General features: G+C 45.4%; 24 protein-coding genes. 6 read left to right on the top strand and 18 right to left on the bottom strand.

The features are described 5' to 3' along the window. The first annotated feature begins 271 nt into the window (after positions 1-271). The gene (locus LZG94_RS07120; protein ID WP_233791235.1) at positions 272-2,722 is read left to right on the top strand and encodes an ABC transporter permease; all 2,451 of its coding nucleotides are present in this window, start codon (positions 272-274) and stop codon (positions 2,720-2,722) included. Between the two features lie 165 nt (positions 2,723-2,887). On the opposite strand, the gene fdhA is transcribed toward LZG94_RS07120, so the two are convergent. After that, on the bottom strand, positions 2,888-4,075 hold the full coding sequence (gene fdhA, locus LZG94_RS07115) for a formaldehyde dehydrogenase, glutathione-independent (RefSeq protein ID WP_233791234.1): 1,188 nt from the start codon (positions 4,073-4,075) through the stop codon (positions 2,888-2,890). 139 nt (positions 4,076-4,214) lie between these two features. Then, positions 4,215-4,796 carry an O-methyltransferase gene (locus tag LZG94_RS07110; protein WP_233791233.1) on the bottom strand — a complete coding sequence of 194 codons (582 nt, stop codon included), beginning with the start codon at positions 4,794-4,796 and terminating at the stop codon, positions 4,215-4,217. A gap of 206 nt (positions 4,797-5,002) precedes the next feature. Here LZG94_RS07110 and LZG94_RS07105 point away from each other — a divergent pair, with 206 nt between their 5' ends. Continuing rightward, positions 5,003-5,995: a ScyD/ScyE family protein gene (locus LZG94_RS07105; RefSeq protein WP_233791232.1), complete on the top strand. Its 993-nt coding sequence runs from the start codon at positions 5,003-5,005 to the stop codon at positions 5,993-5,995. 58 nt (positions 5,996-6,053) lie between these two features. On the opposite strand, the gene LZG94_RS07100 is transcribed toward LZG94_RS07105, so the two are convergent. Continuing rightward, entirely contained in the window at positions 6,054-7,289 is a 1,236-nt protein-coding gene (locus LZG94_RS07100) for an AI-2E family transporter (RefSeq protein ID WP_233791231.1), read from the bottom strand. Between the two features lie 24 nt (positions 7,290-7,313). Between LZG94_RS07100 and LZG94_RS07095 the strand changes: the two genes are divergently transcribed. Then, entirely contained in the window at positions 7,314-8,048 is a 735-nt protein-coding gene (locus tag LZG94_RS07095; RefSeq protein WP_233791230.1) for a DNA-formamidopyrimidine glycosylase family protein, read from the top strand. Positions 8,049-8,072: 24 nt separating this feature from the next. On the opposite strand, the gene LZG94_RS07090 is transcribed toward LZG94_RS07095, so the two are convergent. The 7 genes from LZG94_RS07090 to LZG94_RS07060 form a co-directional block, all read right to left on the bottom strand. Next, positions 8,073-9,026 (bottom strand): HipA domain-containing protein, encoded by a 954-nt coding sequence (locus LZG94_RS07090; RefSeq protein WP_233791229.1) that lies wholly within the window; start codon positions 9,024-9,026, stop codon positions 8,073-8,075. After that, the gene (locus LZG94_RS07085; RefSeq protein WP_233791228.1) at positions 9,019-9,351 is read right to left on the bottom strand and encodes a HipA N-terminal domain-containing protein; all 333 of its coding nucleotides are present in this window, start codon (positions 9,349-9,351) and stop codon (positions 9,019-9,021) included. The genes LZG94_RS07090 and LZG94_RS07085 overlap by 8 nt, the downstream gene beginning before the upstream one ends. Next, positions 9,348-9,572 carry a helix-turn-helix transcriptional regulator gene (locus LZG94_RS07080; protein WP_215232737.1) on the bottom strand — a complete coding sequence of 75 codons (225 nt, stop codon included), beginning with the start codon at positions 9,570-9,572 and terminating at the stop codon, positions 9,348-9,350. Before LZG94_RS07080 ends, LZG94_RS07085 begins: the two co-directional genes overlap by 4 nt. A gap of 155 nt (positions 9,573-9,727) precedes the next feature. After that, a complete protein-coding gene (locus LZG94_RS07075) occupies positions 9,728-11,338 on the bottom strand; it encodes a RagB/SusD family nutrient uptake outer membrane protein (protein ID WP_233791227.1) in 1,611 nt (536 codons plus the stop codon). Between the two features lie 30 nt (positions 11,339-11,368). Continuing rightward, positions 11,369-14,827, bottom strand: coding sequence for a TonB-dependent receptor (locus LZG94_RS07070; protein WP_233791226.1), 3,459 nt, complete (start codon positions 14,825-14,827; stop codon positions 11,369-11,371). Positions 14,828-14,922: 95 nt separating this feature from the next. Then, positions 14,923-15,999 carry a FecR family protein gene (locus tag LZG94_RS07065; RefSeq protein ID WP_233791225.1) on the bottom strand — a complete coding sequence of 359 codons (1,077 nt, stop codon included), beginning with the start codon at positions 15,997-15,999 and terminating at the stop codon, positions 14,923-14,925. A gap of 80 nt (positions 16,000-16,079) precedes the next feature. Continuing rightward, positions 16,080-16,685 carry an RNA polymerase sigma factor gene (locus tag LZG94_RS07060; RefSeq protein ID WP_233791224.1) on the bottom strand — a complete coding sequence of 202 codons (606 nt, stop codon included), beginning with the start codon at positions 16,683-16,685 and terminating at the stop codon, positions 16,080-16,082. Positions 16,686-16,811: 126 nt separating this feature from the next. Between LZG94_RS07060 and LZG94_RS07055 the strand changes: the two genes are divergently transcribed. Beyond that, complete coding sequence (locus tag LZG94_RS07055; protein WP_233791223.1) at positions 16,812-17,405, top strand: 2OG-Fe(II) oxygenase; 594 nt, start codon at positions 16,812-16,814, stop codon at positions 17,403-17,405. Positions 17,406-17,411: 6 nt separating this feature from the next. Here LZG94_RS07055 and LZG94_RS07050 read toward each other — a convergent pair whose 3' ends face one another. Together LZG94_RS07050 and LZG94_RS07045 are read right to left on the bottom strand one after the other, a co-directional pair. After that, complete coding sequence (locus LZG94_RS07050; protein ID WP_233791222.1) at positions 17,412-18,011, bottom strand: 2'-5' RNA ligase family protein; 600 nt, start codon at positions 18,009-18,011, stop codon at positions 17,412-17,414. Positions 18,012-18,074: 63 nt separating this feature from the next. Further along, entirely contained in the window at positions 18,075-18,587 is a 513-nt protein-coding gene (locus LZG94_RS07045; RefSeq protein WP_233791221.1) for a DinB family protein, read from the bottom strand. A gap of 111 nt (positions 18,588-18,698) precedes the next feature. Here LZG94_RS07045 and LZG94_RS07040 point away from each other — a divergent pair, with 111 nt between their 5' ends. Then, positions 18,699-19,685 (top strand): OmpA family protein, encoded by a 987-nt coding sequence (locus LZG94_RS07040; RefSeq protein WP_233791220.1) that lies wholly within the window; start codon positions 18,699-18,701, stop codon positions 19,683-19,685. Positions 19,686-19,697: 12 nt separating this feature from the next. Here LZG94_RS07040 and LZG94_RS07035 read toward each other — a convergent pair whose 3' ends face one another. The 5 genes from LZG94_RS07035 to LZG94_RS07015 form a co-directional block, all read right to left on the bottom strand. Then, entirely contained in the window at positions 19,698-20,147 is a 450-nt protein-coding gene (locus LZG94_RS07035) for a DUF6036 family nucleotidyltransferase (protein WP_233791219.1), read from the bottom strand. Continuing rightward, a complete protein-coding gene (locus LZG94_RS07030; protein WP_233791218.1) occupies positions 20,147-20,341 on the bottom strand; it encodes a hypothetical protein in 195 nt (64 codons plus the stop codon). The genes LZG94_RS07035 and LZG94_RS07030 overlap by 1 nt, the downstream gene beginning before the upstream one ends. A gap of 55 nt (positions 20,342-20,396) precedes the next feature. Further along, positions 20,397-20,927 (bottom strand): dihydrofolate reductase family protein, encoded by a 531-nt coding sequence (locus tag LZG94_RS07025; RefSeq protein ID WP_233791217.1) that lies wholly within the window; start codon positions 20,925-20,927, stop codon positions 20,397-20,399. Between the two features lie 111 nt (positions 20,928-21,038). Beyond that, complete coding sequence (locus LZG94_RS07020; protein ID WP_233791216.1) at positions 21,039-21,236, bottom strand: hypothetical protein; 198 nt, start codon at positions 21,234-21,236, stop codon at positions 21,039-21,041. A gap of 444 nt (positions 21,237-21,680) precedes the next feature. Beyond that, positions 21,681-22,541, bottom strand: coding sequence for a hypothetical protein (locus LZG94_RS07015; RefSeq protein ID WP_233791215.1), 861 nt, complete (start codon positions 22,539-22,541; stop codon positions 21,681-21,683). Between the two features lie 186 nt (positions 22,542-22,727). On the opposite strand from LZG94_RS07015, the gene LZG94_RS07010 reads away from it, so the two are divergent. Further along, the gene (locus tag LZG94_RS07010) at positions 22,728-22,910 is read left to right on the top strand and encodes a hypothetical protein (RefSeq protein ID WP_233791214.1); all 183 of its coding nucleotides are present in this window, start codon (positions 22,728-22,730) and stop codon (positions 22,908-22,910) included. A gap of 30 nt (positions 22,911-22,940) precedes the next feature. Here the strand turns inward: LZG94_RS07010 and LZG94_RS07005 are convergent, their stop codons facing one another. Then, entirely contained in the window at positions 22,941-23,669 is a 729-nt protein-coding gene (locus tag LZG94_RS07005) for a uracil-DNA glycosylase family protein (RefSeq protein ID WP_233791213.1), read from the bottom strand. Positions 23,670-23,900 lie beyond the last annotated feature (231 nt).

Raw genomic sequence — 23,900 nt, 5'->3', positions numbered from 1 at the left:
TAAATAGGTAATAGTAAACTTTGAGCTACTAAATAAACTCCAAAACACGCGATAACTACTCTGTCCGGTTGTTGCATTTTTATTTTTACCAAAAATCCGGTAAAAGCCGGCGGAATATGAAAGAATACATTGTCCGCAACTGAATCCAGTTGTCCAGAATCGAACATAATAACACACTAAAAACGCCCAACCGAGCTTTTGGAGGCACATTAATAAATTGGCAAGGAATTATTGAAAGGCTTTGAATATCCCTTTTGCTCCTTAACTTCTTATGATAAAAAATTACTTCAAGATAGCGTTGCGCAATTTGTGGAAGCGCAAAGCCTATTCATTTGTCAACCTCACCGGCCTCGTAACGGGGATTACCGCCTGTCTGCTGATCCTGCAATATGTGAGCTTCGAGCTGAGTTTTGACCGATTCCATCAAAATGCCGATCGGATTTACCGCGTAACTAACGACCGTTTTCAACAAGGTAAACTGATCCAGCACGGCACTATCACCTATCCTACGATCGGACCGACGATGGTGAAGGATTTCAATGAAGTAGATGCATTCACGACCGTTTCTAACCCCGGTACATTCAAATTACAGAAAGACAGGAAGATATACCAGGAAAAAGGATTGTATGCGGATGAAAATTTCCTCTCTCTATTCACATTTCCGCTCGTTGCAGGAGATTTAAAAAGTGCGTTGAAAGCACCCTACTCTATTATCCTGTCTGAAACGAATGCAAAGCGCGTATTCAATGCATCGCCGAAGGATTACCCGGATCTGATCGGCAAAACGCTGGTTCTCGATCTGGACACCGAGCCTTACCAGATTACTGGTATTATGAAGGATTTGCCCGCCGCTTCGCATTTGCAATATGGTATTCTGATGTCTTATGAAACGCTGGTGCGAACCTGGGGACCGTGGGTGAAAACAAGCTGGGACGGATCAGATATGTGGCATTATATTCAATTGAAGCCGGGAGCAGATGCAGCCGCCCTCGAAAAGAAATTTCCAGCATTCAGCCAGCGATATTTCAAGGGAGCCAGTGTTTCGGGCAGCATTGAAACTTTTCATTTACAGCCACTTACAAGAGCGCACTTGTATTCGGACTACGAATATGAGATCGGGAAAACGAATAACGGAAAAGCTGTGTGGACAATGCTGATCATTGCCGCATTCATCCTCATTATTGCCTGGATCAATTACATTAATCTGTCGACTGCCCGCTCGCTGGAACGCGCCAGGGAGGTAGGTGTAAGAAAAGTGGCCGGCGCTACGTCCCGACAACTTACCTGGCAATTTCTTTCTGAATCGATTTTGTTGAATGTCGCTGCGCTGGCGCTGTCAATTATCCTGGCCCAGCTATGCCAGCCGGTGCTGAATAAACTGATTGAAAAACCCTTATCATTTTCACTACTCACCGGCCAAGGCTATGGGGGCTGGACAATGTCGATTGTGCTGGTCGTTGTTTTCCTGCTTGGAATTTTCCTGTCAGGGTTTTATCCTGCATTCACTTTGTCTTCATTTGAAGCGATCAGTGTGTTGAAAGGTTCTTTTAAAAGATCGGCAAAAGGTATCTGGGTGCGGCAGTCGCTTGTTGTTTTTCAATATACAGCTTCCGTCGTTTTGATCGTAGGTACATTGATTGTCTTCAAGCAGCTCCGTTTCATGCGAACAGAAAATCTGGGTTTCAACATGGAACAGATGCTGGTTTTGCGCGGGCCGGAACTGTCGCGCTGGGACTCCACTTCGATCGACCGCATCAACAGCTTCAAAGCGGAATTGAAACGCTACCCGCAGGTCAAAGCTGCGAGCTCGTCAGGAAATTTGTTTGGAAACCGGCTCTCGAGGTCTTTCAATATAAAAAAGGTGGGTTCTAATGATGAGAAGGGCGTAACATTCAGCAGAATGCCGGTCGATCTTGATTTTTTCGAAACTTATCAGATCAAAATGCTCGCCGGTCGTGACTTTCTTCCGACGGATTCGAATCCGGATGGAAGGAAGGTGAAAAATGTGATTTTAAATCTTTCAGCTGCCCAATTGCTGGGCTTTAAAGATGCTGAGGAGGCTGCGGGTAAGAAGTTTTTAATGCAGGGAAAAGAATGGGAGATCGTCGGCGTAGTCAGCGATTTTCACCAGCAATCTCTTAAACACGCGATCGAACCGATATACTTTGCGCCTTTCTATACGATGGGTGGATTTTATTCTATTAAAGTAGCCGGCCCGGACATGGAAAGAACGATACAGTTAGTGAAAGACAAGTACCTCAGTTTTTTCCCGGGAAATGATTTTGAGTACTTTTTCATGGACGAGCATTTTGATGAACAATACAAAGACGACAAGATCTTCGGGCAGATTTCCAGCTTCTTTTCATTAATGGCAGTCGCCATCGCCACCCTCGGCATCTTCGGACTTTCATCCTACACCATTGCGCAGCGTACAAAAGAGATTGGCGTAAGAAAAGTACTGGGAGCGACCGTGGCGGGTATTGTTCAATTGCTGTCTAAAGAATTTCTGAAACTGGTCGCCATCGCAATCCTGATCGGCTCACCGATTGCCTGGTTTGGAGTGAGGGAGTGGCTTAACGATTTCGCCTACAAAGTGGATATTGAATGGTGGATGTTCGTCGTCTCAGGGCTGCTGGCGCTGTTTATCGCATTCGCCACTGTCAGCTCGCAGGCGATAAAAGCTGCATTGATGAACCCGGCGAAGTCGCTGAAATCGGAGTAATTGTGCTGGAAAACCCTAAATCCCTAAAGGGACTTCTGGGGTTTCTAAAAAAAAGCCCCTTTAGGGGTTGGGGCAATGTGCCAAATACCCTAAATCCCTAAAGGGACTTCTGCGAGCTGCAAAAAGTCCCTTCAGGGATTTAGGGTTTTTTAAGAAAAAACCACCCTACGCTATCATTCCATGCGGATCGATGACGAACTTTTTGGCTGCGCCTTTGTCGAAATCGCGGTAGCCACGTGGGGCATCCTGTAACGTGATCACCTCCACATTCACTGCTTTCGCAATTTTAATCTTATCAAATAAAATCGCATTCATCAGCTGGCGGTGGTATTTCATAACCGGGCACTGACCTGTGTAAAACGAGTGAGATTTAGCCCAGCCTAAACCGATTCTAATACTCAGACTTCCTTCCTGCGCCGCCTTGTCTTTCGCGCCGGGATCGCCGGTCACGTAAAGTCCGGGAATACCGATCGCTCCACCTGCGCGGGTTACGGCCATTGCAGTATTCAAAACTGTCGCCGGGCGTTCTTCTCCTGAATCCGCACCGTGGCCTCTGGCTTCGAAACCAACGCAATCGACGAAACAATCCACTTCTGGAACTCCAACTATCTCTTCAATCGCCTGTTCCAGCGGCGTGTCTTTGGAAAGATCGATTACCTCGCAGCCAAAACTTTTGGCCTGATCAAGTCTTTCCTGAATCATATCTCCTACGATCACCACGGCTGCGCCGAGCAAATGGCAGGAGGCAGCACAGGCAAGCCCCACAGGTCCGGCTCCGGCTACATATACGATAGAACCCGGCCCCACTCCCGCTGTTACAGCGCCGTGAAAACCTGTCGGGAAAATATCAGATAGTAATGTAAGATCCCTGATATAGGACATTCCCTGATCCTTGTCGGGGAATTTGAGCAAATTGAAATCAGCATAAGGTACCATCACGTACTCCGCCTGGCCGCCTACCCAGCCTCCCATATCTACATATCCATAAGCAGCGCCCGGACGTGCCGGATTCACATTCAAGCAAATACCTGTCCTGCCTTCCTTACAATTCCGACAGCGGCCACACGCGATATTAAATGGTACTGAGACTAGATCGCCTTGTTTGATAAATTCTACATCACGCCCTGCCTCGACAACAATGCCTGTAATCTCGTGACCTAAAACCAGGCCGGCCGGCGCAGTAGTACGCCCCCTCACCATATGCTGGTCACTGCCGCAGATGTTGGTGGAGACAATTTTAAGAATCACACCGTGCTCGCATTTGCGGTCACCGATGGCAAGCTTGGGGTATTCAATTTCCTGAACCTCTACTTCGCCCGGTTTGATGTAGGCAACTCCATGATTTTGACACATAAACGTAAGATTTAAGGGTTAGTGATAAATAGCCTCATCTTCAATAATTAAAATATAATCTTCTAATTATTTAAAATTAAACCATTTGAATACCCTGTTATACTCTTACGTTACGAAGAAAATATATAGCTGGCCGGCGCTATTTAATCTTAACTGCTAGAATGATACCAGTCGCCCAAACCTGTTTAGTCAGCGCGAGATCATTCCGGCTATCCAGATAAGCGACCAGATTTTTGGCTTTATCATCGTGCCCCTCCGGCCAGTTTGGTTGCGGCATCATATCGTCGATGATGTAAAAACCGCCTGTTTTCAACATAGTCAGCGTTTCGTCGAGCATCAGATATTTGCCGTGCCAGGTGTCCGCGAAGATATAATCGAATACTTCCCCACGATTTTCATTGATCCAGTCAGCTCCGTCGGTGTGCACCAGGGATAACCTTGGGTCCTTGCCCAGAAAATCCTCTGCGATTTTCAGAAAATCTGCATCATTATCAATAGAAACCAGCGTCGATCCTTCGTCCATTCCGTCGAGGATCCACGCGGTGGAAAGTCCGGTACCGGTCCCCAGTTCGAGGAAGTGACCGCCGGGCTTGGAGGCGGCAAGCGTTTTCAGAAGTGAGCAGGTATGAATGTCGGAAGCCATTGAAAAACCGGCTGTTCTGGTTTGTTCATCAATGGCTGCATAAGCTTGGGGAACCGGCTGTACGATATCTTGGGTCATCACTATTGTTGGTTATTGCTATTGCTGTAAAATCGGCTCTATGTCGTTCTAATTCACAATTGTACAAAAAAATCGGATTCCGTTACCGCTTAATAAGAATAGAACCGGATTGTCTGGTGGACACAAAGGAGGCAGCTGTCAATTTGTATATTTTTGTTAATGCCCAAATGGGCTCAAACTCAATCTTCCACCATACCATTTCAATTATGAAAAAACACTTCCTGACGTCCATTGCCGCTTTATTCCTGCTGGTTTCTGCTGTAATTTCCTGTACCGACCACGAAGTACCCATTCCTGAACCTACGCAACTGACAGCATCCAACTTATTCTCCGGCCTGCGCGCACCTATCGGGATGGCGAAAGACAACCGCGGCAACCTTTGGGTTTCCGAAATAGGAACCGGAAAAAATGACGGCGCAGTAGTAATGATTTCGCCTGACGGCACTAAAACAACATTCGTAAGCGGCTTCACCTCTGTGATGGGGCCCGAAGGCGGCGCGGAAGGAATCAGCCACGTAATGTTCCATGACGCTAAGCTGTATATCCTGCACGGTATCGAAGGAAAATTATTTATCGCTGACGTTTCAGGATTCAAAACAGGCGATTCTGAAAGAAAAATGTCTGATCTGATCGTTCATGAATACGGACAATTGATCAGAAAGATCAAGCCAACCAAGGATACCAACTCCAATCTTTACGATATGACGGTTGGCCCCGACCATAACATTTATATGGTTGACGCAGGTGCCAATGCAGTTTTCAAGCGCGAAAACAGCACAGGCGATATCAGCCTTTTTGCGTCACTGCCTGAGGTAGGGACCGGCCCGATCGTGGACGCAGTGCCAACAGGTATTGTATTCGACGGTAGCAAATTTTTGATCAGCACACTTTCCGGCGGCCCATTTGTAAAAGGCAGTGCGAAAATCTTTTCAGTAGATATGAATGGTACGGTGGGTGTTCACAGTGATAAATTTACGACGCTGACTCACATTACATTGACAGCCAATAACAAGCCGCTGGTAATCAGGTTCGCAAACTTCGATAAAGGTTTTGTTCCCTTTTCCGGCGCAGTTCTCGACGAAAACGGGAAAGAGCTACTCGGAGGCCTGATGATGCCAACGGATATCAAACGTACCGGCGACCGCGAGTTCTATCTGCTTAGCATGCCACTTGGTACTATACAGAAACTGACTTATTGATCAGCAAAACAAAAAACCAAACAAAAACGCCGCCTGGTTTGACCGGGCGGCGTTTTTGTTATACCAGCGGCTTATCCCGCTGCTTGGTTTCTCTTGGATCCACGACTTCCTCGGGCGCGTCCTCCGGCATTTTATCTCCCAGCAATTTCCCCCAGGGTTTCAGCCCGTCAACCCGGTCGAAAATGATTTTCAACACGGCGACGATCGGAATGGATAAGAACATCCCGCTCACTCCCCACAGCGTCCCGCCGAGCAATACAATGAGTATGGAAATCAGCGCATTGACGGAAACTTTGGACGAAACCACACGCGGCACAATGATATTATTATCAGCAAACTGGATCAATGTATAGGCTCCGAATATCAACAGTGGTGTCGTAAATCCGTCCTTTGTGATAAATGACATCAACACCGGCAGCGCAATCGCGATCACGCCTCCTATGTAGGGTATTAAATTCAAAATAGCCCCGATCACACCCAGTAACACTGCATAACGGACGCCGAGGATCAGCAACGCAGCGGAATTAAGCGCCGCTACGATCGACATTTCGATCATTAACCCTACAATATAGCTTTGCACTGCACCTTTCGTTTCTTTCAGGATTTCGGCTACCTGCGCAGAGTTATCTTCATCAAATACCTCGAATATAAAGTTCAGTATCAAAGGTTTGTAGTAAAGCAGCAGGAAAATATAAAGCGGTATCAGTACGAAAAAGCTGAGTATCCCGAATACCGTATTCAGCGTTTTGCCCACATATGTCCGGCTGCTGTTCACGGCCTCATTCAATACGCTCATCTGCTTCTGGGTCGACATTCCGAACGTGGAAGAAAGCCAGGCTTGCAATTCATGCAGTAGCGTCATGGTTTTCTTTTCAAGCTGCGGCAGCATTTCTCCGAACTGGACGATCTGCGAAGACAGGAAAAACATAATCCCGGCCACTACAAGAAATGCCGCCAAAATCGTAAGCACGATCGCAAGTATTTTATTGACATTCCATTTTTGAAGGCGGTTATAAACCGGATTGAGCAGTACTGAAATCAGTCCGGCGAATGCGAATGGAACGATGATATCCTGCAAAAGAGCAAGAATGTAAACAACCAGGCACAGACCAATCAGGATCAGTGGCGCTTTGATGTAAAACGGATAGGCATCCTGCGCCTTCATCCAGGCCGGCGAGATGCCGGGCTGGTCGTCTTTTTGGCTTTTGGAAAGTAAACTCATATAATTGGGTGTGGTGAAAATGCTGAATGCAATCTCTGTTGCCTGGCGCGGCTTTTTTAGAATGAATGCCACCTGTAAACGTATAATAAGCATGCCATGCCAGAAGGCCCGTCAATTGTAATATTAAAAGAAGCGATCGAGCCGCTTCACCTCGAAGGAAAGGTGATCCGGCAAGCCGAAGGAACTACCAAAATCGACCTGGACAGGCTTATCAACCAGGAAGTCACAGATTTCAGGTCATGGGGAAAACATTTCCTGATCTGCTTTCCGGATTTTACGCTACGCATTCATTTTATGCTTTTTGGAAGTTACCTGATCAATGCACAAAAGAAAACGCCGCCCCGGCTGACCTTGCTTTTTGACAAGGATGAACTGAATTTCTACGCGTGTTCCATTCAAATTTTCGACCAGCCTGCCGACCAGCTTTACGATTGGCGCGGGGATATTATGGCGGAAGAGTGGGACGCTTCCCTGGCGCTTGGTAAGCTGGGCGAAAACCCGAAAATGCTCGCCTGCGACGCCTTGCTGGATCAGAATATCTTCTCGGGAAGCGGCAATATCATTAAAAATGAAGTACTGTTCCGCACCCGCATTCACCCGATGAGCAAGCTGGGGCAGATACCGGATAAGAAATTGCGGGAACTAGTCGATGAAACGCGCAATTACGCATTTGACTTTTTGAACTGGAAGAAAGAGAATACCCTGAAAAAACATTGGCTGGCCCACACGAAAAAGATTTGCCCAAGGTGCAATATCCCTTTTCACAAGGAATACCTGGGAAAATCGAAGAGGCGAAGTTACTACTGCGAGAGTTGCCAGGAGTTGTATTAGAGGGATTTTGTTTGGATCAATTAACTAGTCGCTTTTTAATCGGACGTATCTCTCTTCAAGCACATTTTTATATGCAGCTTTATTGCTATCTGACAAAAAGGATTTGTCTACCCAGTCCATTGCGACAGGTTTATATTTCAAAAACCTTCTGAACACATTCTCAATTTGCTTTTTATTTAACCCCAGTCCAACTCCGAATCTTTCAAAATATTCGAGTTTAAGCTTTCGCTTTTTGCCTTCCAGCGTTAATGCCAGCTCCTCTGTATCTTCTGGATTTACGATTGTCACATTCAGCAAATCATATGCTGGCGCTAGAACCCAGTCACCTTTAATGTTGAGCATCGAGAAGTTTTTGAGATGCATGTCATTGTTTCCGGTAAGAAAACTAAAAACACTCAGCTCAAAAAAAGACAATTGATCAAGAAGGGTATTCGTCGAGTAGGTCGCCAAAGCCTTCCCTACTCTTTCCATAGAACTCTTGTATTTATCGAAAGCTTCCAGAATCTGAAACATATCGAGCATGTGGATCTTCTCATCGTTTTCAGTCCGGTCAATGCGCTTTGTTATATAAGACAACTCTCCCGATTGCAGCCTTATTAAGCTGGATTTGACAGTTTTAATACCAAATGCCTCGGCTATGCGCATTGTCACATGTTCATTTTGGGGCATTTCAGGATATTTTTCCATGGGAGGCTTAAATATGTAATTACCGCCCAAAGCGCCCACAACTGTCAATCGCCCACCTCCACCGTTTTTCATTGCGTCGCTAATCAGTGAAAGGGATAATTTGGGTTGAACACCTGGTACTGCAATGCTCCTTTCAACAACATTTTTAGCCAGCTCGGTCATTTGATCTAATGAATAGGCTAATGCAGGCTGGGTCTTTGATCCGAAAAAGTCCAGGGAACAACGCTCATGAAAATCACTTTCCGACGTGTTTTCCAGAATATTATAACAATACAGGCACCTTTTAGTCATTTTCCTGAGATATAGGTTGAACACTTACAGCTCCAATGCAATTCTGACAGCAAGCTAGTAGCAAACCCATTCGATCGTTGGCGTTTATTTTCCAATTTTTTGACGCAATTTCAAGCAGCCACCCTTCGGGAATAAGACCTTCAAAAAAAGGAAAAAGTCTGTTCTCCACATACCTTCGGGTTGTTACCGGCATTGTGACCGTGATCATTTGCGTTGGATAATTTTGTATGTAGCTGCCGTCATATTCGAAGGTATATTCGCCATCGTCTGTTTCTGTCAGCATACCTGCAACAACGTCTTTATAATAGATAGTAGCACTTCTCATAGGTCATTACCGTCTAAATTTATTTCCCTGGCATTCACCGGCGCCAGGATGTGACCGAACATTCGGAGTACCTGATTAACTTTATCAAGATTCAGATTCTCCTTACCCTGTTCTATCTTGCGGATTACAGTTAAGGCAACGCCAGCTTTGATAGCTAGATCTTCCTGAGTCAGACCTACCTCTTTTCTCTTGTCCTTTACGAATTGGGATAATGCTCTCATTATATGCTATTACATATAGTTTTGGTAAATATATAAAAATTATATGCTTTTACATATAACAGTATACTTAATGCCAAAATTATATGTGAAAGCATACAAAAAAGTCCCTGACCACCGATCAGGGACTTTTATTAATTAACTGATTAAAACCAATACTACCAACCAGCGTTCTGCTTCAATGCTGGATTCAATGCGATTTCGTTGATTGGAAGCGGCCAGAGGTAATCTTTGGCAGGATTGAATTTGCGGAAACTGGCGTCCTGCACGAGGATAACGTTGTCAGGAGCAAGGTTCACAGTAGCAGCAGCGAATTCATTTTTGAAATAAAAATTACCTAAAACCGGCTTCACCAGCTCCGTTTCAGCAATTTTCCATCTGATCAGGTCCCAGTAACGGAAACCTTCCTGCGCCAGCTCAACCCGGCGCTCACGACGGATCTCGTCACGCATATTCAATGCATTCGCAGTAACAAATGCATTTGTCAGTTTCGCTACTTCTCCCCTCGCCCGCAGCAGATTGATCGACATATCCAGCTCAGCATCTGTGATCGCGCCTTTCAGTTCATAAGTAGCTTCTGCATAAGTCAGCAACACCTCGGCATAACGTAGCAAAGGTCTATCGATAACAGAAGCTTGTGTATTCCAGTCATTTACATTCGCAAACTTGCGGAACATATAGCCCGTTTTATTGAATACCAGGTTGGCAATATCAAAAATCGGCTTGGTGGTCATCATTGCGTCGCCTCTTTTCATAAACGTAGCGCTCATACGCAAGTCCCTGTTTTTGAATACCTTGTGAGAAGAATCCGGCACAGACCAGAGTGGCGACTTCGAAAGCGGCAAACCGTCTTTCATCAGGTATGAGTCAGCCAGACTTTTGGTTGGATTGATGTTCCCGTTTTCCAGCGAACTGCGGTAGTAAGCGTGCGTCACCACGCGCTCAGTGGACGAAACGCCATATTGCTTTACAATGATATTTTCCTTGTTCTGCCTTCCCTCGCCCGCCATCTGAAACAAATCAAAATAGATTCCGAACAATGTATGCTCCTTACTATCAATCACTTCCTTGCTGCTGACAGCCGCGATATTTAAATGCTTGGTAGCATCGCCTTTTGCATGATATTTGGCATAAGTACCTTCGAAAAGCCCCACCCTTGCTTTAAATGCCTGCGCAGCTGTCCGCGAAATACGTCCGTAATCTGCGGCACCTAATGTAGTGATCGTCGGCAGGTTCATCACTGCAAAATCGAGGTCCATATAGATCTGATCCACAACCGTTTCTCTGGGTGCAGCCGCTTCTGTCAGCTCAGGACTGCCTTCTTCCAACGTTTTCAGGATCAAAGGAACACTTCCGTATTTCTGAACCAGCGAGAAATAGCCCCAGGCACGGAAAAAGTATGCTTCGGCCAGGTACCGGTTAAGTACAGCCGGCGCCACAGCCGCACGCGGCGCTTTTTCAAGGATATTATTCGCAGCGCGGATCAGGTTGTAAGGCGAGTTATAATCCGCCGCGGTAGCAGGAGCCAGCCGAGAACCATCACTGATCGAATTAGAAGCAAGACCGAATGCGTCATCGGACCAAACCTCTTCATTACTGAAACCAGGCAGGAACGTATATAGGTAATTGTTAGCTGCTTTGATGTCCGATTCCGACGTCCAGAAAGTCATGTCGCTTATATTCGTTTCCGGCAAACGGTTCACGTCGCAGGCTGTCATGCAAGTGACCAGCGACAGGCTTAGCAGCGTTTGTTTAAATGTAATTTTCATTGTTATCATGTTAATGCGGTTGGTCAAAGATTAAAACGAAACGTTCAGACCAAATGAGGCCGTCGCGAAGAACGGATAGTCATTTTCTACACCGTCGCGCGTTTCAGGATCGAAGAAGCCCTGGAATTTACCCATTCCTGAAAGCGTCAGAATATCCTGTCCTGAGAAGAACACACGCGCTCTCGACACTTTCACTTTTTCGGTAATGCGCAAAGGAATCGTGTAGCCGAGCTGGATATTTTTCAGCCTGATATAGCTTGCGTCCAGCGTCCATTTGTCCGATGCCAGGTAATTGTGCGTAGCTCCGGTGTAAGGTCTTGGGAAAAGCGCGTCCTGATTTTCTGGTGTCCAGTAATCGCTGTGAATGCCCATTGCCTGCTTCCAGGTAACCAAAAGCGGCGCGATCGATTCTGCCGTGGAGCGGTAACTTCTTTTACCCACACCCTGGAAGAATGCTGTAAAATCGAAACCTTTCCAACCTGCGCCCAATGTAAATCCAAACAGGTAACGCGGCGCAGTGGTACCCAGCAACACGAGGTCACCGTGATTTTCAACAGTTCCTTTTCCTACTGTAATTCGCTTGTCACCGTCCAGGTCATTGTATTTAACATCACCAACCCCGGCGCGGTTATCCTGGAATGCCCAGTTCTTCACTTCATCCGGCGAGGTGAAGTAGCCCGAAGTTTTGTAACCCCAAACCGTGTTCATCGCATAACCTTCGATGAGTCCGTTGGTACCGGTACCTACGATATTTCTGCCTGAGAAGCTGATCAACTTGTTATTATTGTCTGAAAAATTGATAGCGACCGAGTAAGTGAAATCCTTACCGATTTTATCGCGGTATCTCAGCTCCGTTTCCCAACCCCACGATTTCAGCTCGCCATTGTTTTTCCGGGGTGTTCCAATACCGATCGTAGCTGGTAACTGCTGAGCGGTAAGCATATTACGGTTAAATTTCACGTAATAATCTCCGTTGAATTGCAGTCTGTTCTGGAACAAACCTAAATCCAGACCACCATTCGTAGTTTCAATCGTTTCCCACGACAAATTAGCAGAAGGAATTGAACCCTGGAAAATGTAAGAAGTTCTTGAATCCCCTAAAACCAGACCATTTGCCCGGCTCAGCTGGCTCAAATAATCGTAGTTTCCAATTGCGTCACCCAAAGCGCCACCGAGGCGACCCCACGATCCGCGCAGCTTGAACTCGGAGAAGAAAGGAAGTGTATTGGCAAACCAGTCTTCCTGGTGCACATTCCAGCCCACGGAAGCCGACGGGAAAAATTTCTTTCTCAATCCCGGCGCCAGCTTCGAACTTTCATCCAACCTCACCGTAGCTTCAAACAGGTATTTGTTTGCATAATTGTAATTGAACCTGCCAAATACCGACTGGAATGCATTGGTTCTGATGATCTGGCTATTGGTTTTGGTCTTGTCATCACCCAAATTCAAAGTAGGCAAATCGTTGCTTACCAGGTTAGTAGCTCCTGAGAACAGAAAATCCTCACGGAACTCCTCCCATTGATAACCTGCAAACAGTGCGATATTATGTTTTTCACCAATCTTGAAATCGTAATTGGCCAAAAGCTGCAAGTTCAGGTTTTTAGTAAGCTCATTATCAATATTGTAAGAATTGATCTGGTTCACATAACTCGCCACTTTTGACTTGCTCCACAATGGAACGGTGCGGTTAAAGCGCTGACGATCACCACGTCTGTACTGCGTACCAGCCACCGCGCGCAGCTGCAAACCTTTTACGAAATTAGCCGCCGTTAAAGTGAATACACCGTCAAAGAAATTGCGTTTGTAGCGATTGTAACCACCTTCGGCAAGCTGTGCGTAGGTACTGTTTGAAGTGTTGTAGCGACCTTCCGGCGTGAATGCAGGGTTTCTGGTACGGAACCTGTACACCTGATAAATCAATCCGCCTCCATTGGCATCCGCATACGAACTGTTGGTGTATTCATGCGTGTAAGACAATCGGCTGTCGAGCGTCAAATGTCTTGTCAATTCGGCACCGAGGTTGATACGTGCATTATAGCGATCATAACTGTCAGGACCCACTTTAAAAACGCCCTGCTTGTTGTAGTAACCTCCCGAAATCAAAAAGTTGAGCTTATCCGTTCCGCCGCGCGCCGTGATATTATGCGTGCTCATGGAAGTAGTTTTGCGCAAAAGCTCGTCGGCGATCGGTCTTTGGTTGTAATACAAATAGGAAGAAGTATCCGCCGGATTGATCACATAGGGTACCCCGTCACGAATGCGCTGGACTTCTTCGTCTGTATATTCAGGACTTGAACCTGAGTTGATACGCGCCTGATTGGAGAACAAAGCTTCGTCCAGCAGCGACATTCTGTCCGGCACGTTGGTCGACCAGTCGATACCTTGCTGGCCGGTGTAATCGAATACCACTTTTCCGGCTTTTCCTTTTTTGGTAGTAATTAAAATAACCCCACCCGCAGCCTGTGCGCCGTAGATCGCTGCGGCGGCTGCATCTTTCAAAACACTGATACTTTCTACATCATTCGGGTTCATGGTTTGCATGGTGCTGATCGGTACACTTACGCCGTCGAGCAATACCAGCGGGTTCACATTTCCATTGGCCGAAGTAGCGCCACGGATCTGAATAGCAATATTTTCACGGCCTGGCTGGCCGGTCTGGCGGGTAATGATCAAACCTGGCGTTACACCCTGCAAACCTGTCGAAAGGTTACTGGAAGGGCGGTTTTCAATCGCTTTTGAATCAATAGTAGAAACTGCGCCGGTTAGGTTGGCTTTCTTTTGAACACCATAACCTACCACTACAACTTCTTCCAGCGCCTTGTCGTCAACCAGCAGCTGCACATCTATCACACTGCGGGTACCAACCTGGATTTCCTGGCTCACATAACCAACAAAACTGATCACCAGCACCGCGTCGCCACTCACCACTTCCACATTATAGCTACCGTCGGAATTGGTCGTTGCGCCTTTTGAGGTTCCTTTAATGAGAATACTCACGCCGGGAAGCGGGCTGCCGGTATCATCGGTGATTTTCCCTGAAACCGAAATATCCGCAGTCGCTGTCGTATTGGTAGTGACCGAGGAAGCAGGCTGCACTTCCGCCTCCTGAGCAGCCGGCTGGCGTTTCAATATGATCTTGTCGCCTGCTACCTCATATTTGAGATTAAGCGGCTCTAAAATCCCGTCGAGTACCTTCGAAAGTGGCTGCTCAGAAGCTGTAAAGCTCACTTTGCGCTTCGACTGAATGATTTCGCGGCTGTATAAAAAGCGCACTTTGGCAGATTGTTCCAGTCTGGAAACCACTGTTTCGATTTTCTCATTGGACACCGAAATACTGATCCGCTGGTTGAGCATTTCCTGCACGCCGGCGGCATTTGCCCCACTCAGTTTCGCGAGCAACAGCAGCAGTAAGCCCGGAAGGAACAGCTGGCCGCGGATTTTCCTTTTTAATAAAGGTTTGTAAGATTTCATTTGCAAAGATTTTTTCATAGAGTTTAAATTATTAAGGATCAGGCGATTGTTACTTACACTTTCTTTTCATAGCGTTTGGTTTAGGGTTATTATTTAAAGGGAATTTTAGAGAATTAAGGAGTCTGACACCCGTTTCCGGAAATGATTATCTGATCTTCGAGCACCTGAAAACTGGATTCCGTTGCCAGGCAGATCAGCCTGATCTTTTCCAGAAACGGTTCGTCTTTCAGTGAGGCTGTGAGCGTACAGTCACGCATTTTCACTTCATCGAAATGAATTTTGACTGCATAATTGGCTTCCAGTATTTTAAATGCCTCGGCCACCGGCGTGAATTCGAATTCAAACGGTTCTTTCTGCACAGGTGTCATTTCAGAAGGTTTAACCACCTCCGTGATAGTCGTGGTCAATTTTTGATTTTCAACCAACAGATTCACCTGCTGATTGGGGAGCAAGGTAAGTGATGTGTGGCTGCCGGCATTCTGGGCCGAGGCAGAAACAGATACCTTGCCGGTTTTAACTGAAACGATCGCCTCAGCACTATCAGGATACGATTTTACGGTGAAACTGGTACCTAACACTTTTGTAACCACTTTGTCTGCATACACGAAAAATGGTCGGTTTGCATCTTTAACCACTTCGAAAAAGCCTTCGCCGGTCAGGTAAACAACCCTTTTCTTTCCGTTCATCTGCTGGTTGTACCGCACGCTGCTTTCTTTTGAAAGTAATACTGATGATCCGTCGGGCAGGTTCACAAGCATTGCCTGGTTGCGTTCATTACGCCGCGTAACCGACTTTTCCAATGCAGGAAAGAATTTTTCTTTGGCGGCTATCTCCCCGGTTTTGTTCGTTGTTTTATAACTCCACCAAAAACCGATTGCGACGACCAGCATTGCGGCTAACCCCCATCGTAACCACTGCCAGACTGGTAGAATGTGTTTTTCAGTTACTTCGTCCGCAATGGCATCCTGTATTTGCCTGATTTTCCTGGATGAACTTACGGGCTGCAAATCATTACCCTGCATGATGAGAATCAATGCAATAGCCTCTTCATAAAGGTGAACTTTATCCGGGTTGGAGTTCAGAAACGCCTGCCAATAGCGTTTGTCGCCGGGAGCTTCGCCGCGTGCCCATTGCTGGAAACGAAGGTCCTGCAAAAAATCCTCGACGGATCCGAAGGGTTGTTCAGGCATGACTATTCTTGACTATTCAAATGATTTCTATGATATTATGAACAGCCGTGAACGATATACCCTCGGAATTGAAAAAATATTTAAAAAAAGAATAAGTTTAGTACCATCGTGACCAGCCACCGGTCGCGGATGCGGGCGAGCGCCTTTTGGAGAAAATTAGAAACGGACTGCCTGTTCACACCCATTACTTCTGCGATCTCAATTACACTGAGGTTTTCAAAATAACGCAGATAAAGTGCTTCGCGCTCGCGTTTTGGCAGTGTCGCCATTTGTGAATTTACCTGGGTGATCAAACCGTCTAGCGTTTCCTGCTCAATAAGGAGCGATTCTGCATTGAAATGATCGGGCATGCCGGTATCCCACTGGGACGGTTCTTCGCTTGCAAATCGCTGCTGATAACGTAAGTGCCCTATTATGCTGTTTCTGAGCGATTTGAGCAGATAAAATTTAACTGAGGGAGTCTGGTTGATCTTGTGACGGTTTTGCCAGAGTTCGAGAAAGAGGTCCTGAATGCAATCGTCAACAATGGTTTCGTCAACCATAAATTTGAGCCCGTACCTTTTTAAAGTAACAAAATAGCGCTCAGCCAGAGTGCCGAGGGCCTTATTGTCGCCGGTGCGAAAGGCGAGCCAAAGCGCAGCATCATCGGTAATGGCATTAACAGGCGCCGCAGTCGGGAAATACATGCAAAAGGATTTACAAGTACAAGACGAAATGCAGCGATTTTGCACCGACAACTGTTTCAAAAAAAACAAATAATAGTATTATCTTCACTTAATCCTGCTATTGGACTTACTTCTAATCTTCACTTTTTGCAAACTGCATTTGATACACTTATCGACAGCTACATCGATAATAAAGTGGGGATAGCGGAAAATTTCCTGAATGCAACACTCGCCAACCAGCTAAGAGAAAAGCTCGCTGCATTGCATTCACAAGGCCATTTTCAGTCGGCTGGTACCGGCAACGAAAAGATCATTCTCCATGATAAACTGTACCGGAGCGACATGATCTACTGGCTCGACCGGAAGCATAATGATCCTGTTGAAAACGAGTTTTTTGATCTGATTGATCAATTTGTGCTGCATTTGAACAGTACTTGCTACACCGGAATCACTGGTTACGAATTCCATTACGCAATGTACCCTGCGGGGAGCTTTTACAAAAAACACTTAGATCAGTTCCGCAACAATCCGAGCCGGCAATATTCAATGATCACCTATCTGAATGCCGACTGGCAGGAAGGAAATGGCGGCGAGCTGCGGATCCATCACGCTGACCGTGAGCAGGATATCTCACCTGTTAGCGGAAAAAGTATCTTCTTCAAAAGCAGCGAACTGGAACACGAAGTGCTGGTCACCAATACTGCCAGGCTGAGTATTACGGGATGGTTGAAAGTGGGGTGATGAGTTTTATGGATTGAACAAATCCAGCTGTACCGCGGGAGCACCCAGGAAGGGAAGCACATCTACAACATCATACTGACGGCGTTTGTCATTATACTTCCTGATCGCAAATGAATTGCAATGGAAGCGCGCTTCATAGTTGGTAAAGATCGAACGCGCCAATGCAATCCACTCGCGAGACAGCCGCCTTCCAATGGACATATGCGGGTTTTTAGATTCATCCGCCCATTTTCGCATATATTGCTTCTTGATTTTTTTGTCAAAAGCCTTCATTATAACGGCAGTCCGCTCACGGATTTCCTCAGAAGAATCTTTCGTTAATTTAATGTAAAAAGCAGAAAAGTTGCCCCGGTCGAAATCGTCGAAACCGGAAAAGACAATCTCAAAAGGATCGAGCTCAGACACAATGCGGCGGTACTCTGCCAGAACGTAAGGATAATCCTCTTCACTGGCTTCAAACCCATCCAAAGAAATATGCCCCTCCGCATTCGCGCTGCCGTAACTTTTCCCAGTTGTAGTTTTGAGCTGCTGCTTCATTTCCGCTACATCTTGCAGGATTGTAGCGTCGGGCATGATGGCGAGGGAGTAGTTGGCGAGGGTTGGCATTTGATGCTAACTTTTAATTGCAGTAAATGTATTTATGTAAAACGACTTTTTAATAACTCTACCTTACTCATCAACCCGAAAAACCCACTCCGACCGCAAGTTCCGCTCTTGCCTCAAAAGCAGATTCAGCTGCGCGGCATGATGCTGCACGTGTCGTAAATTATAAAGCAAAATCTCCAAAACCGAATAATTCATATCGCCACTCGGCTCAACCCAGCGCTCACTTACTTTCTCTTCCGTCAGCCCAAAAACTACTTCCCTCAGCTTGGCACGGACTCCCTCAACATAAGTCAGCATTTCAGCTTGCGTATAATGTTTATCGGGCACCATATCTCCCACTACACCGTCAGGAATCTCGTCTGGTTCGGTAAAAGAAAATGGAAGTACCGAGTGAAATTCTTCCGGCGCGGGAATTGTCAGGTAATAATCTGCAAGGATCAATGCGTGGTATCCGATGTAGAAAAATCGTTTTTTACTCTCCCACAAATCCGCCGGACAACGCTCAATTGCATTTCCCAATGTATTTAAACTTGCTCCAAATTGCTGCCAGATGCTCTCTTTGATGGTTTCTAACATGTTATGCTTATTATATCAATGTAAATTATCATACTGATTTGCAGCGCTTTCAAGTAGCAGCTACCCGTTCTTTCCTTTTCCATAAAGTTCTAAACTCATCGTCAACCGGCTATGCTCACCGCACTCATCCTGTCGTTTCTCGCATTTACTTCTGACTCACTCCGCGTCTCTGGCAACTGTTACAATGTCGCTGACCAGACCAATGAGAAATGCAATATCACAGTAGTTTTCAGTACAAGCAAGCAGAAAATTAATGTAGACCAATTGGGAAAGTTTGCATTCGAGCTACCCGACTCAGCCCGGCAACTGACTTTTGAGTTGGCTGGATTTGAAACAAGAAACATTGGAGTAAACAGAATCGGGAAAAATCGAGCAAAAGGTACATTTGAAATAAAGGTACCAATGTTGAAAAACGGGCTGGATCCTTCCATTAAGGAAGACGAAACTATTTTCCCAAAAAGTCAATTGTTCGTGCAAGTTGACGCGCCTGATACCGAAACAATGTCAATAGTGTTAATGGACGAAACCACACGTAAAGTGCAGGAGAACAGACCTATCGTAAGTTCGCCAAAACACCGGACCATAACCACGAACTACGTTCTTCCTGGTGCTTACACACTTTATACAGGGATTTTTGACAAAACCGAAAAGGAGGTTGAAAATAGCCTTTCGAAGGAAAAGGTAGTGCTCAATGAAGGTTTTAACTTCTTGTTTGTACGTTATGAAAACGCTAAAACAAACAGCCAGGTTGCGCTTCAAATGCTGACGCCGAGGACTTTATATTTCGACCAAAGCAGTTACCACCTCAGGAAAGACAGCCGCCTTGTTCTGGATTCTGTATGCGCAGTATTGGTCCGCCGGCATAACCTGATTGCCCGTGTTACTGGCCACACCGATAATGTCGGCAAGCAAAGCCTAAACCTGATCCTCTCAGAATACCGCGCCCGGGTTGTGCAACATTATATGAAAACAAACGGAGTGCGCCCGGGCCAGATCCGGGTTGAATGGAAAGGTTCGTATTTGCCCGTTGCTGAGAATGATAGAGAGGAAAATAAGAGCAAAAACCGGCGGGTGGAGATTTCGTTTCGGGAGCAGTGAGGGGTTTGGCAACTAATCAATCTTCTTTAAAGATTCAATGTCAACAATATCCTGCGGCCTGTTACTGGCCTTTTTATTTGCAATCAGTTGATTTAACCCGATAAAAGCGACTTCAAGCGCTCCCATTTCAAGCGATTTGCGATTTGAATAAGCTTCCGCAAAGGTGATTCCGTCGACAGACGTCAAAATATCTATTCTAAGTGGCGGATAACCAATCTGATTAATGATGTTTTCTTTTAAAAAATCTTCCTTACTAAACATCAGTGAAGAAAATCCGAATTCAGCCAAAACAACCAGCATCTTCTGCGCATTTGATTCGGAAACATTGATCCAAATGTCAAGATCACCAGTGTAACGCGGTCTGCCGTGAAACGCCATTGCGTAGCCTCCCACAACAAGATACTCAACCTCGTGTTTGTTAAGAAGCGCTATAAAATCTTCAAAATCGGGTTCTAGTACCATTACTTCATCATTTTCCTGAAAACCGCGTTCTTGTCCATTCGCTGAGATGGTGCCAGGTTCTGATTTACTAAAAACGTTACTGCCGCCAATCGCTCCTGTACCGGACGGCTCAGCCAATAAGCCAGGTCGTCACTCGCCTGTCCGACTTTGGTCATTTCTGACTGACTCTTCACCATTGCTATTTTCCTGCTCATTTCGGCTATTATCGTTTATACCAAATATATCCAATTTCTTTAACACATCTGCCGCTTACCTCCCTGCCCTCCTGTAACACAACTGCACCAACCCGGTATCGAAACTCTTCACATCAACCAATTGCAGATCCCCGCCGGGCCGACCGTCTTTGAAAAGCCGGGTACCGTCACCGACGAATGTGGGAATAATTGAAATCACAAATTCGTCAATCAGGCTGCGTGTCAGGAGCTGGTGTACTACTTCGGCGCCGCCGTCGCAGAAGATCGTGCCGCCTTCTTTCGCTTTGAATGCCTGTACCAGCTCGCCGATGTCGCCGGTATAAAAATGGGTGTTACCAACGCTTTCCTGCGGCGTTCTGGTGATGATATACGATTCCTTGTCCGAGTGGCTGAACTCAGGAACGTGCTGCATTACCCAATCGTAAGTCCGGCGGCCGACGATCACCGTATCGACCTCCGCAATGAAATCCGCATATCCATAATCCTCCCCTTCTTTTTCCACTTTCGCCAAAAATCCCAGGTCATCGCCGGGAGCAGCAATGTACCCGTCGACGCTGGAAGCAATGTAAAGAACCAGTTTTCGCATTTTTAACAATGTGTTTGATCTAAAATAAAGTAATAAAGGAACGTGAGTACATTTCTCAAGAACTTGCTACCGTGAACGCAAATTCAATCATTCAATCATTCAATCATTCAATCATTCTTGATTGCCCTTCAACTCCTGAAAGAAAAACAGCAAATCGCGAAACGACCAGAAAACATTAGGAGCGTCGGCGCCGTAACCCAGCTCCTTCTGAGCGAGGACGTAACCTCCATACATTGCCCAGAGATGTTCGCACCATGTGTCGGCCGAGCTGGCACTCAGCAATTCATTGACCATTTGACCGTAGGCCATACACGTCGAGTCCGCAGACTCTGGGGAGTTTGGTTTGTTGTACATAACACGTATTTATTGGGATGGAAAAAAAATAAAATGCCCTGTCTTAGGTGTCCCGCGCTCGCGTAAGCGCCTTGGGGCTTTCGCCTGATCCACACCATAACAGGGCAATACTTCTAACATTTTTCATTTTACGCGCATTTATTGGGAATGCGAATATTCGGGAGAAAATTGGTGGGATGCAAATTGAGGGAGGGGGAATTTTTTAACGGTCGAAAATAGCATTTCTACATCAATTGAAGATATCGGAGCAATCTTTGACTACAATCGCCCGTGATTAAATATTTGCCCTCGGCAGTTAAGAACCTAATAATCTGAACATCTAGAACTTATTATCAATGATATCCAAGGTATTGACATTAAACAAGATAAACCCTTGACAATTTCAATTCAGAATATTGTTTAATCATCGATAACAATACTAGTTTTGGCTAATTGAGAAATTGCAGCTTTGAGCACCTGCCAACAAATTTCAGCTGTATGTTCGTCGGGATTGAATCTCGAACTCATCTGTTCATAAGGGTGAATATAATTTCTAAAATCCCTGCGAGCATGACTAAACTTTCTTACATCATCTTTAATATAACCCAGTTCGTGTGATACATCAATAAAATTGGATAATGTCCATTGATGAAACATCTTCGTCTTTCCTTCTTTGTCCCTTGGAGATGTCTTCGCTTGATTGTAATCCTTCGGATTTTTAGTTGCCATTCCCAGTAAAATTCCTTCTAGAACACTTCCCGATAAGAATATAGCCGCTAGTGGAGCTTTTACCGATATACACCTCTTTATCTGGTCAATTCTAGACTTCAATATATCGGAAACTACTGCATCTAATTCCAGTTTGTCTATGGACACGTCATGGAATTCCTTACTTAAAAAATCTTCCTCTTTTACATCAGCATCAAAATCAATTTTATCAGCTTTAATAAAGAGGATGTCTTTTTCTTTTCGAATGACCTTCCAATTGTCAAACGCCAAATATTGATTAAAATCATTTATTAGCTTATCCAATTCCCCAAATCTGCCTATAAAATTGACTGGCATCAATATCCTCTTTATACATTTGTCAAGTTCAGGCGTTCCGTTGATTTTAGCTAACTTTTCATCTGTATATACCCATCTTGAAGGGAACCCTTGCTCATATACGTCTTTGAATCCGAGCTCGTTAAAGAAACTCACCAATTTAGGACCAGACCGGTATTCCGTTTCTTCGTTTATCAAATTCCTTAATTTTTCGAGGGATTTTTGTTGAAGTATCATTCTAAAACAAAGTCTTCATTAAAATATTTATTTGGCTTTTAGTAATATAGGTACTTAAGTACATTAAAAGTAAACTCGACAGCCATCTTAAATTTCTCATAGAAACTGACATTTTACCTCGGCATCAACCTGGTTGAATCGAGTTTAAAAGGTTAAGAACAACTTACTTCAAAGAAATATGTTATCATGAAGCTCTTCGAACAATACGCCAAAATTCGTCAAAAAGCTTACGTCACCTTCATGATCACCGAATCAGTGAGCGGAAGTATGGCATTGGAGAACCAGCAGGTACCCGACACTAAGGTAAGAGCAATAGTTATTAGTTTAATTGAAGAAGCAGAAGCAAGAGGACGTACTTTCGACGACTAATTAATATTCCCGATTCTTGTTAATCAATCACTAAAACGCACACGCAACAACCTTCTCCACAATTTCCTTATATCGATTCTCCATTTTATTCCGGCGGGAGCCTAGCAATGTTCTGGGATGTTTGGTTTGGAAAGTGCGTGGCGGAAGCGAACCGTCGGCGGTGGAAAGCTGATACAAATAGCCGTCGGGCAAAATGGTTTCGCGTACGGGATTGAACACGTTATTAATGCGATAATCATATTTGGAACCTGTGAGGAATACTACCACATCAGGTTTTAAGATGGCAATTTCCGCTTTCAACAATTCGAAGCCTGCTACGTTACGGTTTTGCAAATCTTCTGACGGCGTGGTACTGTTGCAATCGAACTTCGAGATATTGGTCCAGAGAAAACCATTTGTTTTGTTGGTCACTTCACTGTTTTTCCAATTTCCCTGATAAAAGACATTCCGATTAAAATTCCAGAACGGACTACGCAAGTAGCGTGGCGGCTTCTTGTCTCCATAATCCGCAGACTTACCGAGATTGAATTCACGGTACTTTTTAAGCAGGTCAGCCGGGCTTGGTTTCAGGTTCATTTGCCCCCAGCTATGCGTCTCCTGTCCCACGAAGAGAATCTTATTCTCCATCGCGCAGTATTCGTCGAAAACATGCATTAGCAGCGGCGCAGAGACATTATTTTCCCAGGTTTCGGCGTAGATGGAGTCGGTATACTTCTGGTAGAGTTTAAGTAATTGGGTATTTAAAATGTCAGCTGCCATAACAGGGAGGTTAGTAGAGTCCCTATTTAACAAGTAAAACTTCATTGTCACGAACCGTTTAATAAGTTTTCTGAAAAGAAAAACTTAGCTCTTCACACCGGTCAATAAACCAAACCAGCCGCTGGCTCGTCAGCGGTTAGATCGTAAAATTAATGGTCCTCTAAAGTGCTAGTATTGCAGCATACTTGTCAAACTAATAGTTGAAACTCCGCGCCGCCTGGTACAGCTTCT

Origin of the sequence: Dyadobacter sp. CY343, from assembly GCF_021390335.1 — a bacterium.
In the GTDB taxonomy this organism is placed as follows: Bacteria; Bacteroidota; Bacteroidia; order Cytophagales; family Spirosomataceae; genus Dyadobacter.
Note: the sequence above shows the minus strand (reverse complement) of the source record. Positions and strands in the feature narration are given on the sequence as shown.